Consider the following 15,211-nt stretch of genomic DNA (forward strand, 5'->3'; position numbering starts at 1 on the left):
CAGCCGTATCAGCCCGCAAGATGTTCTTCCAGATCGGTGATCCGGTCCTGTCCCCAGAACCGCGCACCATCTTCGGTGATATAAAACGGCACACCAAAGACACCGGCATTGACGGCATCCTCTAGGTTTTGCGCGTAGGTCTCGGCACCGGCCAAGAGACCGCTATCCGCCAGTGCAGGGTCAAAGTCGGCATCTTGCAGGCAGGCTTTGATCACATCGTCCTGGGCAATATCGCGTTCTTCCGCCCAGACGGCCCGCAGGATCCCATGCACAAGCGCCCCCATATCACCGCCGCCTGCGGCCTGTGCGGCAATGATCGCATAGGACGACGGCGCCGGGTTGGTTGGCCAATGGGCGGGTTTGAGGTTCAGCACCAGCCCATTCTTTTTTGCCTGCCGCTGCATCTCTATCACCCGGTATTCCTGGCGCGAGATATGGCGATCCTTCGGAGGGGTGCCACCGGTGCGACCAAACAGGGCAATAATGTCCAAAGGTTTGTAATTGATCGTCGCATTCTGTCGCTCTGCCGCTTCTTCCAGTCGGGTTCCGGCCAGATATGCGTAGGGCGACAGGGTCGAGAAGTAGAAATCAATGACGGCCATGGTGGTTTTCTCCCGCTTAGAACTAGGCTGAAAGCTACGCACATGTTAAGCGGTGAGCAAGATCACGAATCTGTCACATAGCCATTGCTGCCGGGGATATCAGCCAATGCCGACTTTACACGAACCCAAGCTTATTGCTGGGAACGCCAACCTCCCTCTTGCCACTTCCATTGCCCGCCGAATGAGCATGCACCGTGGTGTCGACCAAGGTCTGGTTGATGCTCGCGTTGAACGCTTTAACGACGGCGAGATCTTTGTCGAGGTTTACGAGAACGTACGCGGTGAGGACATGTTCATCATTCAGCCGACCTCCAATCCGGCGAATGATAACCTGATGGAACTGCTGATCATCTCTGATGCGCTGCGCCGCTCTTCTGCGCAACGCATTACCGCCGTGATCCCCTACTTCGGCTATGCCCGTCAGGACCGCCGCACCAAGGCCCGCACACCGATTTCATCCAAGCTGGTCGCCAATATGCTGACCGGCGCCGGCGTAGAGCGGGTGCTGACCATGGATCTGCATGCCGCGCAAATCCAGGGCTTCTTTGATATTCCGGTAGACAACCTCTACGCTTCGCCGATTTTTGCACTGGATGTCAAAAACCAGTTCAAGGACAGCATGGATGATCTGATGGTGGTCTCTCCTGATGTGGGCGGCGTTGCCCGCGCGCGGGAACTGGCCAAGCGCATCAATGCGCCGCTGTCGATCGTCGACAAACGCCGCGAAAAAGCCGGCGAAGTGGCCGAGATGACCGTCATCGGCAATGTGCAGGACAAGATCTGCCTGATCATCGACGACATGTGCGACACGGCCGGTACCCTGTGCAAGGCCGCCCAGGTGCTGCTGGACAATGGGGCCAAGGAAGTCCACGCCTATATCACCCACGGCGTGATGAGCGGCCCTGCGGTTGAGCGTGTGTCGAACTCAGTGATGAAATCTCTGGTGCTGACCGATTCCATTCAGCCCAGCGAAGAGATCCTGAACACACCCAACATCCGCATCCTGCCCACAGCACCGCTGTTTACCCAGGCGATCCTGAACATCTGGCACGGCACCTCCGTGTCCTCGCTGTTTGAAGACAAGACCTTGGTTCCCATCTACGAGTCGCTTTATTCAAACGGCGTCTGACGCCAAGGAATGAGACAAGAAAAAGGCCCCGCGCAGTATCCTGCGCGGGGCCTTTTTTTATGGTCTGGCCCGGTGAAATGCAGGGCAGATCCTGCCCGCTTATCTCCTTCCAGGTTGCGCAACAGGGTCTAGTCAACCTCCCAGTCATCCTCATGCGGCAGATCGCCAATGGCCATCCAGGCCGCACGCACACGGGCCACACGGCTATCGCCCCAAGTGCGAAAGACCATGTCAAAGCCAGAGGTTGTAATGTTCTCGGCCACCAGTTCGGCGCGAATGGCGGCACTGGTGTCCATATCCCAGAGCGACATCGACACATGCACCGTCGGCACCCGCCGATAGGTCTGTTTGAAGGGGACCTGCATGCGCCGCTCGCGTGCCCCCTCGCCGGTCCACATGCTGCCGCCCTCTTCAAACTCAGAGAACAGCGCCAGATCGCCCTGGTCTATTCCGATATGTAGATTGCGTAGTCTTTTCATCACCCTCGGCTCCGCTCGCATACGCACCAGAGCTTGCCGGTATGTAGGCCCGGTCTTTGCCCTTGATACAGTCAAGGTAACAATACGGAAAAACCGGCCCATCACAACGGAGGGCCGGTTCTAAAAGTGCAGAGAGATACACCAGGCAGGTGATCACATGCGCCGTTACAGGCTCATATGGGTGCCCAGGGCCTCCATATCCGCCAGCAGCTTGGCTGCATCTTCGACCAACCCATGGGGCTGATCGTCTTCCTTGGCGGTCTTGTAGGTCTGGCGGGCCTCTTCGATCAGCTCGTCCAGATGGGCGCGGGTCATCTCATCCATTGGGATTGCCTTTTCAGCGAGGACCGAAAGGGCCTCAGCGCTGATTTCGGCAAAACCGCCAGTGACCACGAATTCCGAAGTGCCTTGCGAGCTTTCAACCCGCAGGACACCCGGACGCAGGGTGGTGATGGTGGGTGCATGCATCGGCATCGCCGTCATGTCACCCTCCGCGCCGGGGATCTGCACCGCGTTCACCTGAAGCGAAGCGAGGCTGCGCTCCGGGCTTACGAGGTCAAATTGCATGGTATCAGCCATCAGGGCCCTCCTTAGGCCGCGTCAGCAGCCATTTTCTCGGCTTTTGCGATCACTTCGTCGATGCCGCCAACCATGTAGAAGGCGCCTTCGGGCAGGTGATCGTATTCGCCAGCCACAACGGCCTTGAACGATGCGATAGTTTCTTCCAGCGGAACCTGCTTACCGTCGGCACCGGTGAAGATTTTAGCAACGTCAAACGGCTGGGACAGGAAGCGTTCGATCTTACGTGCACGGGCCACGGCCAGTTTGTCGTCTTCTGACAGCTCGTCCATGCCGAGGATCGCGATGATGTCCTGCAGCGATTTGTAACGCTGAAGAATCTGCTGAACGTCGGTGGCAACTTTGTAGTGCTCGTCACCGATGATCAGTGGATCCAGCAGACGCGATGTCGAACCAAGTGGGTCAACCGCAGGGTAGATACCCTTTTCCGAGATCGCACGATCCAGAACGGTTGTCGCATCGAGGTGCGCAAACGAGGTTGCAGGCGCAGGGTCGGTAAGGTCATCCGCGGGAACATAAACGGCCTGAACGGAGGTAATCGAACCGTTCTTGGTCGAAGAAATCCGTTCCTGCATCGCACCCATGTCGGTGGCCAGTGTTGGCTGGTAGCCAACGGCGGAAGGAATACGCCCCAGCAGAGCCGAAACTTCGGAACCGGCCTGGGTGAAGCGGAAGATGTTGTCCACGAAGAACAGAACGTCCGAACCGCTGTCGTCACGGAACTGTTCCGCCAGGGTCAGACCCGACAGAGCAACCCGCATACGCGCACCGGGAGGTTCGTTCATCTGGCCGTAGACCAGCGCAATTTTGGAATCGACCAGGTTATCGGGAACGATAACGCCGGATTCGATCATCTCGTGGTAAAGGTCGTTACCTTCACGGGTCCGCTCGCCCACACCGGCGAACACGGACACACCAGAGTGCACCTTCGCGATGTTGTTGATCAGTTCCATGATCAGAACGGTTTTACCAACGCCGGCACCGCCGAACAGTCCAATTTTACCACCCTTGGTGTAGGGGGCCAGAAGGTCGATAACCTTGATACCTGTGGTCAGGATCTCAGTTGCGGTCGACTGATCAGCGAAGGAAGGTGCATCGCCGTGGATGCCACGGGTTTCGGTCGCCTCTACGGGGCCCTTTTCGTCAACAGGCTCGCCGATGACGTTCAGGATACGGCCCAGTGTGGCGGTGCCAACTGGAACCGAGATAGGCGCGCCGGTGTCGGTCACGTCCTGGCCGCGAACCAGACCTTCGGTTGCGTCCATAGCGATGGTCCGAACTGTGCTCTCACCCAGGTGCTGAGCAACCTCGAGAACCAGTGTCTTACCGTTGTTGTCCGTGGTAACGGCGTTCAGGATTTCCGGCAGGGCATCCTCGAACTGCACGTCCACAACGGCGCCAATCACCTGCGTGATTTTGCCTTTTGCGTTTGCCATGTGTTTGTCTCCGGTTGTCTCTTAGAGCGCCTCTGCGCCCGAAATGATTTCAATCAGCTCGTTGGTGATGACGGCCTGACGCGAGCGGTTGAACTCGATTGTCAGCTTGTCGATCATCTCGCCAGCGTTACGCGTGGCGTTATCCATCGCGCTCATCCGGGCACCCTGCTCGGATGCACCATTTTCCAGCAGCGCCGAAAAGATCTGGGTCGATACGCCACGTGGCAGCAGATCGGCAAGGATTGCCTCTTCGCTGGGTTCGTAGTCGTAAACGGCCGATGCTTCTTCGACGACACCGCCCTCGTAAGAGGCCGGAATGATCTGCTGCGCTGTTGGCACCTGGGTCACGACATTGACGAACTCTGCAAAGAACAGGGTCGCAACATCGAATTCACCAGCGTCAAAGCGGGTCAGGATATCCTTGGCGACGCCCTGCGCATCGGCATAGCCGATCCGCTTGACCTCGCTCAGATCCACGTGGCCGATGAAATCATCACCCAGGTCACGACGCAGCGCGTCGCGGCCCTTTTTGCCAACGGTCAGAATTTTGACCGTCTTGCCAGCCGCTTTCAGCTCCTGCGCCTTTTGGCGCGCCAGCTTGGCGATATTGGCGTTAAAGCCACCACACAGCCCCCGCTCGGCGGTCAGAACAACAAGAAGTTGTACCTGATCGCTACCGGTGCCGCGCAGCAGTTTTGGTGCGCTATCGCTGCCGCCAACCGAAGCCGCAAGCCCTGCCATCACGGCATTGAACCGTTTGGTATAGGGACGCGAATCTTCAGCAGCTTCCTGGGCGCGGCGAAGTTTCGCCGCGGCCACCATTTGCATGGCTTTTGTGATCTTACGCGTGCTTTTGACACTCGCGATCCTGTTTTTCAGGTCCTTGAGATTTGGCATTGCCTTATCCCCTTACGCGAAATCTGCGGCGAATTCGTCCAGCGCTGCTTTGATCTTGTCGGCAGCATCGCCCTTGATCTTCGGATCTTCGTTGGAAATCCACTCGAGCAGATCGGCGTGCTTGCTGCGCAGATGCGCCAGCATGCCTTCCTCGTAGCGGCCAACAGACTTTACGTCGATCTTGTCGAGGTAACCCTGCGTACCGGCGAAGATCACGCAGACGATTTCTGCGTTGGTCAGCGGCGAGTACTGCGCCTGCTTCATCAGCTCGGTCAGACGGGCACCACGGTTCAGCAGCTGCTGTGTGGCGGCGTCAAGATCGGAGCCAAACTGAGCAAAGGCCGCCATTTCGCGGTACTGAGCCAGTTCCAGTTTCACCGGACCCGCAACAGACTTCATCGAGTTTGTCTGCGCAGAGGAGCCAACACGCGAAACCGACAGACCGGTGTTCACAGCAGGACGGATGCCCTGGTAGAACAGTTCGGTTTCCAGGAAGATCTGGCCATCGGTGATCGAAATCACGTTGGTTGGAATAAAGGCGGAAACGTCACCACCCTGGGTTTCAATAACGGGCAGAGCCGTCAGCGAACCAGCGCCGAAATCTTCGTTCAGCTTGGCCGAACGTTCCAGCAGACGGGAGTGCAGATAGAAAACGTCACCAGGATAGGCTTCACGGCCGGGCGGACGACGCAGCAGCAGCGACATCTGACGATAGGCAACAGCCTGCTTGGAAAGGTCATCATAGATGATCAGACCGTGCTTGCCGCTGTCGCGGAAATATTCCGCCATCGCGGTGGCCGCATAGGGGGCCAGGAACTGCAGAGGCGCAGGATCGGACGCGGTTGCAGCAACCACGATCGAATATTCCATGGCGCCGGCTTCTTCCAGCTTTTTCACCAGCTGGGCAACGGTGGAACGCTTCTGACCAACCGCTACGTAGACGCAGTACAGTTTCTTCGACTCATCGTCGCCTGCTGCATCGTTGTAGGATTTCTGGTTCAGCATGGTGTCCAGGGCGATCGCGGTTTTACCGGTCTGACGGTCACCAATGATCAGCTCACGCTGGCCACGGCCAACGGGGATCATCGCATCAACAGATTTGAGGCCTGTCGCCATCGGTTCGTGAACCGATTTACGTGGGATAATGCCAGGTGCCTTGACGTCGGCAACGCCACGCTTTGCAGCGTTGATCGGGCCTTTGCCGTCCAGCGGGTTACCCAGACCGTCAACAACGCGGCCCAGCAGCTCGGGGCCGACAGGAACGTCCACGATCGAGTTGGTGCGCTTTACAGTGTCACCTTCTTTGATGTCGCGGTCGGAGCCAAAGATAACGATACCTACGTTATCGGCCTCCAGGTTCAGCGCCATGCCCATAATCCCACCAGGGAATTCGACCATTTCGCCAGCCTGAACATTGTCAAGGCCGTAGACGCGGGCGATACCATCGCCAACGCTCAGCACGCGACCAATTTCAGCCACCTCGGCTTCCTGACCAAAGTTCTTGATCTGGTCTTTTAGGATCGCAGAAATCTCTGCTGCTTGGATACCCATTTATCCGACCTCTTTCATTGCATTCTGTAGGGAGTTGAGCTTGGAGCGGATCGAGCTATCGATCATCTTCGAGCCCACTTTAACGACGAGACCGCCAATGATGCTTTCATCGACGGTTGCATTGATGGTAATCTGTTTGCCCACGCGCGCGGCCAGCGTCTTGGCCAGCTTGTCGCTTTGGGTTTTTGTCAGTGCCTTGGCGGAAATCACCTCGGCGGTCACTTCACCGCGTGCCTCTGCCAGACGATCCCGCAGGGCAGAAATCAGAGCAGGAACCACGAACAGGCGGCGTTTTTGCGCCATCAGCGCCAGGCTGTTGCCCAAAACAGGTGCCAGACCCATTTTCTTGGCGATCGCCGCAATTGCGGCTTCCTGCTCATCCCGCGAAATCAGCGGAGAGCTGAGCAGGGTTTGCAGGTCGTCACTGTCAGCCAGGGCAGCTGCCAGATCATTGATGCTGGTTTCAAGGCTATCAAGTGCCTTGCTCTCTTCGGCGATCTCAAAGATCGCAGTGGCATAGCGTGCAGCAATGCCTGCTGAAATCGAAGCTGGTTCGGACACGTCCACCCTTCCGACATTTGGCCCCGACTGGCCTGTCGCAAGACAGACGGCACCGGGGGCGTGAGCATACCCCACCAAGACGGCAGGGCGTTAAAATCAGCGTGGATGTAACAGAGCGGTAGCAACCTATCAACTGTCTATAGTGGCAGGGGCAAAATGATCGACCTTAATGTTTTCAACATCTTAGCCAAAGTGCGGCTCTTTGCCTCCCGAAACTCGACTATTTTTATGCACCTCGGGCGTGTTATTTACCTTTCCGAACAGGTCAAAATCCGCACGAAAGGCGCAAATCAGCGCTCACAGGTCTTTTCCGGCCTCACCGCGGATCGACAATTTTGAAAAACAGAATCATCTGTCCGCGTCACCCCGGATCGACCACAGGGCACCTCTTTTGCCCGATGCCTCCTTGTTGTCAGCCAACCCGCTCAGGCCGGTTCCGCCACCGGGTTGGAAAGCCCCTCCAAAACCCGGATCGGACTAGACCGTTTGACGCGTGTCATATGCCCATGCTGGGGATGCGTCTGTTTGCTGACCTCGACCATAAAGACGCCCCCCACCAACATGGCAGGCAGGCGGCGCCCGGCCCGTTCCAGCAGTGCCCCGGATTTCAGCCAAAACCGTTTCTGGCTGGGCATCCGGTACAGCGCCGCTGTATGACGTTGGATGGTGAATTCATGCAGGCGCAGCTGGTTTTCCAGCTGGGTCAAGGTATAGGGCCGCCCATAGCCAAAGGGCGTATTATCCGACCGCGCCCAGAACCCGGCCCGGTTGGGCACCACAAAGATCGCCCGCCCGCCAGGCCCCAGCACCCGACGGCACTCCTCCAGCACCTGGGTGGGCCGTTCCGAGGTTTCCAGCCCATGCATCACCACCAGCCGATCCACCCGACCGGTTTCAATCGGCCAAAAGGTCTCTTCGCACAGCACAGATACATTCGGCATCCCCGCCGGCCATTGCATCACCCCTTGCGGCCCCGGCATCAGGGCAATCACCCGGCGGGCCTCGGCCAGATAGGGGCGCATCAAGGGCGCGGCAAAGCCGAAGCCAGCCACGGTCTGCCCGGCTGCTTCCGGCCAGAACTCCAGCAGCCGATTGCGCACCGATGCCTGCGACGCCCGCCCCAGGGTGCTGCGATAGTAGAAATTCCTAAGGTCCTGAACATCAAGGTGCATTGCGGGTGCCTGCTGCTTGGGCCAATCTGGGGGCAGTTTACTCATGCGGAGGCGAAAGACCATGCCCCTAGAAATCGTTACCCTGCCCTGTCTCTCGGACAACTATGCCTATCTGCTGCATGATTCCAAGAGCGGTAAAACCGCTTTGGTCGATGCACCCGAGGCCGACGCCATCAAAACCGCGCTCGCGGCCCGTGGCTGGCGCCTGGATGTGATTCTCTTGACGCACCATCACTATGATCACATCGATGGCGTCGCCGAGCTCTGCGCGCAGTATAATCCTGCGGTCTATGGCGCTAAGGCGGATGCCGCCCGCCTGCCGCCCCTGACCCATGCGCTGGAAGACGGTGACAGCTTTGACCTCTTCGGGGAGCCGGTCCAGGTTCTGGATGTGTCGGGCCATACAATCGGCCATATCGCGTTTTACTTGCCCGAAAGCCAAGCCGTCTTTACTGCCGACAGCCTGATGGCGCTTGGCTGTGGGCGCCTGTTCGAAGGCACCCCCGATATGATGTGGCAGAGCCTCAACCGTCTGATGGCCCTGCCACCGCAGACCTGGGTCTATTCCGGCCATGAATATACCCAATCCAACGCCCGCTTTGCCCTGACAATTGAACCGGACAACACCGCATTGCAACTGCGCGCTGCGCAAATCATCAAGGCACGCGCAAAAGGCGAGGCCACGATTCCGTCACTGTTGCAGCAAGAGCTGGAGACAAATCCCTTTTTGCGGGCCCACCTGGATGAGGTAAAATCCGCTATCGGGATGCAAGGCGCTGAAAGTAAGGATGTTTTTGCAAAAATTCGGGATCTGAAAGACCGCTTTTAGCCCCATTTCTGCCGGTCTGATGCTATCGTGACCGGCTCAAAGGGGTCATAAATTAACCTCTCTCACAAAGAATGTGACCTAATTTTGAAAGAAAGCCCTTGAAGCTCCGCGTCTATCAACCAAACTCTAATACTATCAGGACATGGTTGATACAGGGGAAGCGGCAGAACGTCCAAGCCCCGGTCACCCCAAGAACAGAGGAGCACGCCCGTGCCTTCATTCTCGAGCACACTAGAACAAGCCATTCACGCCGCGCTCGCGTTGGCGAATGAGCGGCGCCACGAGTTTGCCACGCTGGAACACCTGCTGTTGGCATTGATCGAAGAACCGGAAGCCGCCCGTGTAATGCGCGCCTGTAGCGTCGATCTTGGGCATCTTCGCACTTCACTGATTGAATTTGTCGATGAAGATCTTGCCAATCTGGTGACTGATGTCGACGGGTCCGAAGCGGTCCCCACCGCAGCCTTCCAGCGGGTCATTCAGCGCGCCGCGATCCATGTGCAAAGCTCGGGGCGCACCGAAGTTACAGGGGCCAATGTCCTCGTCGCGATTTTTGCAGAACGCGAAAGCGATGCCGCCTACTTCCTGCAGGACCAGGATATGACCCGCTATGATGCCGTGAATTTCATTGCCCATGGCGTGGCCAAGGATCCTGCCTTTGGCGAATCCCGTCCCATCACTGGCGCCCCCGAGGGCGAAGATGCCTCTATGGGCGGCGGTGCCCCCGAGAGCGACAAAAAAGAGAGCGCGCTGGATAAATACTGCGTCGATCTCAACGCCAAATCGCGCGAAGGCGACATTGACCCGCTGATCGGACGCAGCCACGAGGTAGAGCGCTGCATCCAGGTGCTGTGCCGCCGCCGCAAGAACAACCCGCTGCTGGTGGGCGATCCTGGCGTCGGCAAGACCGCCATCGCGGAAGGCCTGGCCCGCAAGATCGTGCAGGGCGAAGTTCCTGAAGTGTTGTCCAAGACCACCATCTTCTCGCTCGACATGGGGGCGCTCTTGGCTGGCACCCGCTATCGTGGCGATTTCGAAGAACGTCTGAAGGCCGTGGTGACAGAGCTGGAAGACCACCCGGATGGTGTGTTGTTCATTGATGAGATCCACACCGTGATTGGTGCGGGTGCCACCTCTGGTGGGGCAATGGATGCCTCCAACCTGCTGAAACCTGCCCTGCAGGGCGGCAAACTGCGCACCATGGGATCCACCACCTACAAAGAGTTCCGCCAGCATTTTGAAAAAGACCGCGCCCTGGCGCGGCGCTTCCAGAAGATTGATGTGAACGAACCCTCGGTACAGGATGCGGTTGAAATCCTCAAAGGGCTGAAACCCTATTTTGAAGAACATCACAGCGTCAAGTTTACAGCGGATGCGATCAAATCCGCAGTGGAACTGGCGGCGCGGTATATCAACGACCGCAAATTGCCCGACAAGGCGATCGACGTGATCGACGAAGCAGGTGCGGCACAGCATCTGGTGCCGGAAAGCAAACGTCGCAAAACCATTGGCGTCAAGGAAATCGAAGCCGTGGTGGCCAAGATCGCCCGCATTCCGCCCAAGAGCGTCACCAAAGACGATGCAGAGGTGCTGAAAGATCTGGAGAAGAGCCTGAAGCGCGTGGTCTTTGGCCAGGACGATGCGATCGACGCGCTCTCCAGTGCCATCAAACTGGCCCGTGCAGGGCTGCGCGAACCGGAAAAACCCATCGGCAACTACCTCTTTGCAGGCCCCACCGGGGTTGGCAAAACCGAGGTGGCCAAACAACTGGCCGATACACTCGGGGTAGAGCTTCTGCGTTTTGACATGTCGGAATACATGGAGAAACACGCGGTTTCCCGTCTGATCGGCGCGCCTCCGGGCTATGTCGGCTTTGATCAGGGTGGTCTGCTCACTGATGGGGTCGATCAGCACCCGCACTGCGTGCTGCTGCTTGATGAGATCGAAAAGGCGCATCCGGATGTGTTCAACATCCTGTTGCAAGTGATGGATAACGGCCAGCTGACAGATCACAACGGCCGCGCGGTGAACTTCCGCAATGTTGTGTTGATCATGACCTCCAATGCGGGTGCATCGGATATGGCAAAGGCTGCCATCGGCTTTGGCCGTGATCGCCGCGAGGGTGAAGACACCGCCGCGATTGAACGCACCTTCACGCCGGAATTCCGCAACCGGCTGGACGCCGTGATCGCCTTTGCACCGCTACCCAAAGAGGTCATCCTGCAGGTGGTCGAGAAATTCGTCCTGCAACTGGAAGCCCAGCTAATGGACCGGAATGTCTCGATCGAACTGACCCGCAAGGCGGCTGAATGGCTGGCGGACCGGGGCTATGATGATCGCATGGGGGCACGGCCTTTGGGGCGGGTCATCCAGGAGCACATCAAGAAACCACTCGCCGAAGAATTGCTCTTTGGCAAGCTGGCAAAGGGTGGGCTGGTCAAGGTTGGCATCAAGGATGGCAAGCTGGATCTGCGCATAGAAGGTCCGATCAAGCCGCGCATCTCTGGTGACAAGCCGCCATTGCTGACTGCCGACTAATCATGCGGCTCTCCCTTGCAGCTTTGCTGCTCACGCTCGTCACGGCCCCCGCCGTGGCGGGCGACATTTCCTTGCAATGGCCGCTTGATTGCAGCCAGGGCGATACCTGTCACATTCAGCAATATGTCGACCACGATCCCGGCCCCGGCAGCCGTGACTATGCTTGCCAAGGGCTGACTTACTCTGGTCACAAGGGAACAGATATCGCCCTGCCCTATCTAAGCGATATGTATCGCGGTGTTGCCGTGCGCGCCGCCGCACCAGGCGTGGTTCAGGGCCTGCGCAATCGGATGCCCGACACCTATTCCACCGAAGAAAACGCTGCCGCCCTGCAGGGGCGCGAGTGCGGCAATGGCGTGGTCCTGCTGCACGCGGATGGCTGGGAAACCCAATATTGCCATATGCGCCAGGGCTCTGTGCGGGTGCAAAAGGGCCAGCAGGTTCAAGCCGGCACCCAGCTGGGTGAGGTCGGCCTTTCCGGCAAGACACAATTCCCGCATCTTCATCTGTCCCTGCGCCGCGATGGGAAGGTGATCGATCCCTTTGCCCCCAACGGAGCGCAGGACTGTGCGGCTGGCATCGATCAGGTAAGCGCGGCCGGTGCAACCGCCGATACGACCAACCTCTGGGCCGATCCGCCTGCCTATGAACCCGGGGGATTTCTGGGCGCTGGCTTCAGCACCCAGGTGCCCAGTTTCCGGCAGATCAAATCCGGCAAGGCCAGCCAGATCCGCATGACGCGGCAATCACCGGCCCTGGTTTTCTGGGCCTATGCCTTTGGCGGCCAACAAGGCGACCGGGTGCGGCTGACCATTTCTGGCCCAACCGGGGTCTTTTCGGTGCATGAAATCACGCTGGATCGCAATCAGGCCCAGTTTTTCCGCGCTTCGGGCAAACGGTTGCGCGACCAGATCTGGGAGTATGGCCTCTATACCGGTCTGGCAGTTTTGCTGCGCGATGACGTGGAAATCGATCGGATCGAGCAAGCCATTTCTTTAAGATAACGGCCCAGGGCGCCCTTTGGGTCCGGGCTGCGGCCTCTTGCCCCAGACCGGGGCGCTTTATCGTTCAGTGAACTTCAACTCAATCCGGCGGTTCTGGGCGCGGGCCTCCGGTGTATCAGCCGTGTTTACCGGCTGGAACTCACCAAATCCGTTTGCCGCCAGCCGATCCGGCGCCACGCCGAGGCTCTCGATCATGTAGCGCACCACCGACAGTGCCCGCCCCTGACTCAGCTCCCAGTTATCGGAAAACTTGGGGTGGCCCAGCATGGCGGTATTGTCTGTATGGCCATCCACCCGGATGATCCAGTTGATCTCGGGTGGGATATCTGCCGCCACAGTCTGCAAAATTCGCGCCACCTTGGCGATCTCGACTTCGCCCAACGACGACAGTGTGGCACTGCCCGGCGCAAATAGCACCTCTGATGCAAAGACAAAGCGGTCGCCTTCGATGCGCACCCCCTCTTGCTTGCCCAACACGTTGCGCAAGCGGCCAAAGAACTCAGAGCGGTAGCGCTCCAACTCCTCGGCCTTGGTTTCCAGACTATCCGCCTTGCTGGCAAGCTCTGCCGCCTCCAGCTCCAGTCGCTTGCGCTCTTTTTCTTCTGTCAGACGGCGGCGGCGCTCTTCCGAGGCGGCCCGTGCCAGCGCCGCGTTCAGATCCTGGCCAAGGTTTTGCAACTGCACCTTCTGGGCAGCATCGCGTGCCTGGTAGTCATCCAGAATCGCCTGTAATCCGCCCAGTTGTTCCCGCAGCGCCGCCACCTGCTGGTTCAGCAAGGCGGTCTCGCGCTGCGCCTTGGTCGAAACTGCTGTCTGCTCTGACAGCGCCGCCTTGGCCTGCGCCAACAGCGCCGCGCGTTCCTCGGCCAGGCTGCGCGCCTCTGCCGCGCTCCCCCTGGCCTCGTCCTGCGCGTTCAGCGCCGCCAAGAGCCGTTGTTGCAAGACAGCCTGATCACCAGCGGCAGCCTGGGCATTTTCCAGCGCATCCAGCGCGGCTAGCAGACGCAGCTCTACCGCGGCCCGATCCTGCGCCGTCGAAGAGGCGGCCTTGCGGGCGGCGGCCAGATCATCCTGAGCCTGGGCCAACTCGGCCTGCAGACCGGACATCACTGCGGCGGTATCGGCCTGCAGGCTGGCCAGTTCTTCTTGCAGGCGACGCTGCTCTGCCTCTGCCGTGCTGCGCTGGCGGGTCAGTTGCTGTTCCAACTGCTCAAGCGCGGCAGCCTGTTGTTTTTGCAGATTTGTCAATTCGCTTTGATACTGGGTTTCGGTCTCGACGTTTGCCGCCCGCTGACGGGCCAGCTCTGCCTCCAGCGCGGCCTTGCTTTGCGCGGCCTGCTGGCGGGCGCTGTCCAATTCCTGGTTCAGCCGGGCCTGGGTTGTGTCATTTTCCAGGCGCAGCCGGTCCAGCTCTGCCTCCAGGGCAGTGACCCGGCCTTCGGCAGAGGATTGCGACACCTGCATCTGCGCCAGAACGCGGGTCAGGCGCTCGGCCAGGGCATCACGCTCTTTGCTCTGCGCTGTGGCGGCCTCCAGCGTGGTCAGCGCCTCTTCAAGATCCTGTGCTAGGCGCTCTTGTGCCAATTTGGAAGCAGCCAAAAGCGTGAGCGTATCTTCGGCCTCTTGCCGCTCACGTTCCAGCGACAGGGTCATGGCCGTCAACTCGGCATCGGCGTCTTGCAGCCGGGCGCGCAGGGCCTCGGCAGCGGCACTTTCAACCAGGCGGGCCTCTTCTTCGGCGCTCAGCCGGGTTGAAAGATCAGCCAACTCTGCCGCGCGGGCATCGTCTTGCTGCTGCAAATCCGCAATCATTGCCTCCAGCGCCTCGCGTCTGGCTGCGGCCAGGCGCGCGGTCTCTACCCCAGCGTCAATTTCCTGCCGCGCCTGTGCCAGCGCCAGATTCAAGGACTCGCGTTCATCAACCAAGTCGGCGCGCTGCGCATCCAACTGGTCGCGATCTTCGCTCAGCTGCGCGATCTGTGCCTCGGCCTCGGCGCGACCAGCAAGCAGGGTCGCCACCTGGGCCTCAAAGGCGGTGATATCACTTTGGGCGCGCGCCAGATCTGCCAGCTGCTGGTCGCGTTCGGCGGTCAGCCCAGAAATCACCGCACGCTGTTGATCAATGGCATCCTGCGCCTGCGCCAGATCGCTCTGGGTGGTGGTTAGCGTCGCACTTAGCGCCCCAAGCCGCGCCGAAAGGCGGCTGTTGTCGCGTTCTTCCAGCCCCAGCGCATTGGCCAGCGCCTGCACTTCAGTGGACAGTTCGTCCAGCTCGCTTTCCTGGCCTGAAATGGTTTCGCGCAGGACAAATTGCACCACCATAAAGATGGTCAGCAGGAACATCAGCACCAGCAACAGCCCGGTCATCGCATCGACGAAACCCGGCCAGATCGAGCTTTGGAATCGCTGCCCACTGCGCCGCGACAAGGCCATG

At 59.1% G+C, this 15,211-nt stretch carries 14 protein-coding genes; 5 read left to right on the forward strand and 9 right to left on the reverse strand.

Annotated elements, in window-relative coordinates; genetic code table 11:
* Positions 1-8 precede the first annotated feature (8 nt).
* Complete coding sequence (locus ACN0VH_RS13500; RefSeq protein WP_417700866.1) at positions 9-602, reverse strand: 2-hydroxychromene-2-carboxylate isomerase; 594 nt, start codon at positions 600-602, stop codon at positions 9-11.
* A 106-nt stretch (positions 603-708) separates the two neighbouring features.
* On the opposite strand from ACN0VH_RS13500, the gene ACN0VH_RS13505 reads away from it, so the two are divergent.
* Complete coding sequence (locus ACN0VH_RS13505; protein WP_278923066.1) at positions 709-1,731, forward strand: ribose-phosphate pyrophosphokinase; 1,023 nt, start codon at positions 709-711, stop codon at positions 1,729-1,731.
* A gap of 128 nt (positions 1,732-1,859) precedes the next feature.
* Here ACN0VH_RS13505 and ACN0VH_RS13510 read toward each other — a convergent pair whose 3' ends face one another.
* From ACN0VH_RS13510 to ACN0VH_RS13535, 6 genes are all read right to left on the reverse strand, one after another.
* On the reverse strand, positions 1,860-2,210 hold the full coding sequence (locus ACN0VH_RS13510) for an H-type lectin domain-containing protein (protein WP_417700867.1): 351 nt from the start codon (positions 2,208-2,210) through the stop codon (positions 1,860-1,862).
* A 165-nt stretch (positions 2,211-2,375) separates the two neighbouring features.
* Positions 2,376-2,789 carry a F0F1 ATP synthase subunit epsilon gene (locus tag ACN0VH_RS13515; protein ID WP_278923068.1) on the reverse strand — a complete coding sequence of 138 codons (414 nt, stop codon included), beginning with the start codon at positions 2,787-2,789 and terminating at the stop codon, positions 2,376-2,378.
* 11 nt (positions 2,790-2,800) lie between these two features.
* Positions 2,801-4,225 carry a F0F1 ATP synthase subunit beta gene (gene atpD, locus ACN0VH_RS13520; RefSeq protein ID WP_278923069.1) on the reverse strand — a complete coding sequence of 475 codons (1,425 nt, stop codon included), beginning with the start codon at positions 4,223-4,225 and terminating at the stop codon, positions 2,801-2,803.
* A gap of 21 nt (positions 4,226-4,246) precedes the next feature.
* Positions 4,247-5,122 carry a F0F1 ATP synthase subunit gamma gene (locus ACN0VH_RS13525; protein WP_417700868.1) on the reverse strand — a complete coding sequence of 292 codons (876 nt, stop codon included), beginning with the start codon at positions 5,120-5,122 and terminating at the stop codon, positions 4,247-4,249.
* Between the two features lie 12 nt (positions 5,123-5,134).
* The gene (gene atpA / locus ACN0VH_RS13530; protein WP_278923071.1) at positions 5,135-6,673 is read right to left on the reverse strand and encodes a F0F1 ATP synthase subunit alpha; all 1,539 of its coding nucleotides are present in this window, start codon (positions 6,671-6,673) and stop codon (positions 5,135-5,137) included.
* On the reverse strand, positions 6,674-7,234 hold the full coding sequence (locus ACN0VH_RS13535) for a F0F1 ATP synthase subunit delta (RefSeq protein WP_278923072.1): 561 nt from the start codon (positions 7,232-7,234) through the stop codon (positions 6,674-6,676).
* A 156-nt stretch (positions 7,235-7,390) separates the two neighbouring features.
* Here ACN0VH_RS13535 and ACN0VH_RS13540 point away from each other — a divergent pair, with 156 nt between their 5' ends.
* Positions 7,391-7,573 (forward strand): hypothetical protein, encoded by a 183-nt coding sequence (locus ACN0VH_RS13540; protein WP_417700869.1) that lies wholly within the window; start codon positions 7,391-7,393, stop codon positions 7,571-7,573.
* Between the two features lie 86 nt (positions 7,574-7,659).
* Here the strand turns inward: ACN0VH_RS13540 and ACN0VH_RS13545 are convergent, their stop codons facing one another.
* A complete protein-coding gene (locus ACN0VH_RS13545; RefSeq protein ID WP_232405213.1) occupies positions 7,660-8,406 on the reverse strand; it encodes a class I SAM-dependent methyltransferase in 747 nt (248 codons plus the stop codon).
* A 61-nt stretch (positions 8,407-8,467) separates the two neighbouring features.
* On the opposite strand from ACN0VH_RS13545, the gene gloB reads away from it, so the two are divergent.
* The 3 genes from gloB (at position 8,468) to ACN0VH_RS13560 (ending at position 12,777) form a co-directional block, all read left to right on the forward strand.
* Complete coding sequence (gene gloB / locus ACN0VH_RS13550) at positions 8,468-9,235, forward strand: hydroxyacylglutathione hydrolase (RefSeq protein WP_417700870.1); 768 nt, start codon at positions 8,468-8,470, stop codon at positions 9,233-9,235.
* 210 nt (positions 9,236-9,445) lie between these two features.
* Positions 9,446-11,773, forward strand: a complete 2,328-nt coding sequence (clpA, locus tag ACN0VH_RS13555) for an ATP-dependent Clp protease ATP-binding subunit ClpA (protein ID WP_278923075.1) — start codon at positions 9,446-9,448, stop codon at positions 11,771-11,773.
* A 2-nt stretch (positions 11,774-11,775) separates the two neighbouring features.
* On the forward strand, positions 11,776-12,777 hold the full coding sequence (locus ACN0VH_RS13560) for a M23 family metallopeptidase (RefSeq protein WP_278923076.1): 1,002 nt from the start codon (positions 11,776-11,778) through the stop codon (positions 12,775-12,777).
* 57 nt (positions 12,778-12,834) lie between these two features.
* Here the strand turns inward: ACN0VH_RS13560 and ACN0VH_RS13565 are convergent, their stop codons facing one another.
* Positions 12,835-15,210, reverse strand: a complete 2,376-nt coding sequence (locus tag ACN0VH_RS13565) for a peptidoglycan -binding protein (protein ID WP_417700871.1) — start codon at positions 15,208-15,210, stop codon at positions 12,835-12,837.
* Between the last annotated feature and the right edge of the window lies 1 nt (position 15,211).

It is taken from the genome of Pseudophaeobacter sp., assembly GCF_048267565.1.
Taxonomy (GTDB): Bacteria; Pseudomonadota; Alphaproteobacteria; order Rhodobacterales; family Rhodobacteraceae; genus Pseudophaeobacter; species Pseudophaeobacter profundi.

Coding starts and splice junctions, on each gene's coding strand:
- ACN0VH_RS13505 (WP_278923066.1), top strand. CDS start 709: ATGCCGACTTTACACGAACCCAAGCTTATTGCTGGGAACGCCAACCTC.
- ACN0VH_RS13545 (WP_232405213.1), bottom strand. CDS start 8,406: ATGCACCTTGATGTTCAGGACCTTAGGAATTTCTACTATCGCAGCACC.
- ACN0VH_RS13560 (WP_278923076.1), top strand. CDS start 11,776: ATGCGGCTCTCCCTTGCAGCTTTGCTGCTCACGCTCGTCACGGCCCCC.
- ACN0VH_RS13565 (WP_417700871.1), bottom strand. CDS start 15,210: ATGGCCTTGTCGCGGCGCAGTGGGCAGCGATTCCAAAGCTCGATCTGG.
- ACN0VH_RS13515 (WP_278923068.1), bottom strand. CDS start 2,789: ATGGCTGATACCATGCAATTTGACCTCGTAAGCCCGGAGCGCAGCCTC.
- gloB (WP_417700870.1), top strand. CDS start 8,468: ATGCCCCTAGAAATCGTTACCCTGCCCTGTCTCTCGGACAACTATGCC.
- atpD (WP_278923069.1), bottom strand. CDS start 4,225: ATGGCAAACGCAAAAGGCAAAATCACGCAGGTGATTGGCGCCGTTGTG.
- ACN0VH_RS13540 (WP_417700869.1), top strand. CDS start 7,391: ATGATCGACCTTAATGTTTTCAACATCTTAGCCAAAGTGCGGCTCTTT.
- atpA (WP_278923071.1), bottom strand. CDS start 6,673: ATGGGTATCCAAGCAGCAGAGATTTCTGCGATCCTAAAAGACCAGATC.
- ACN0VH_RS13525 (WP_417700868.1), bottom strand. CDS start 5,122: ATGCCAAATCTCAAGGACCTGAAAAACAGGATCGCGAGTGTCAAAAGC.
- ACN0VH_RS13510 (WP_417700867.1), bottom strand. CDS start 2,210: ATGAAAAGACTACGCAATCTACATATCGGAATAGACCAGGGCGATCTG.
- ACN0VH_RS13500 (WP_417700866.1), bottom strand. CDS start 602: ATGGCCGTCATTGATTTCTACTTCTCGACCCTGTCGCCCTACGCATAT.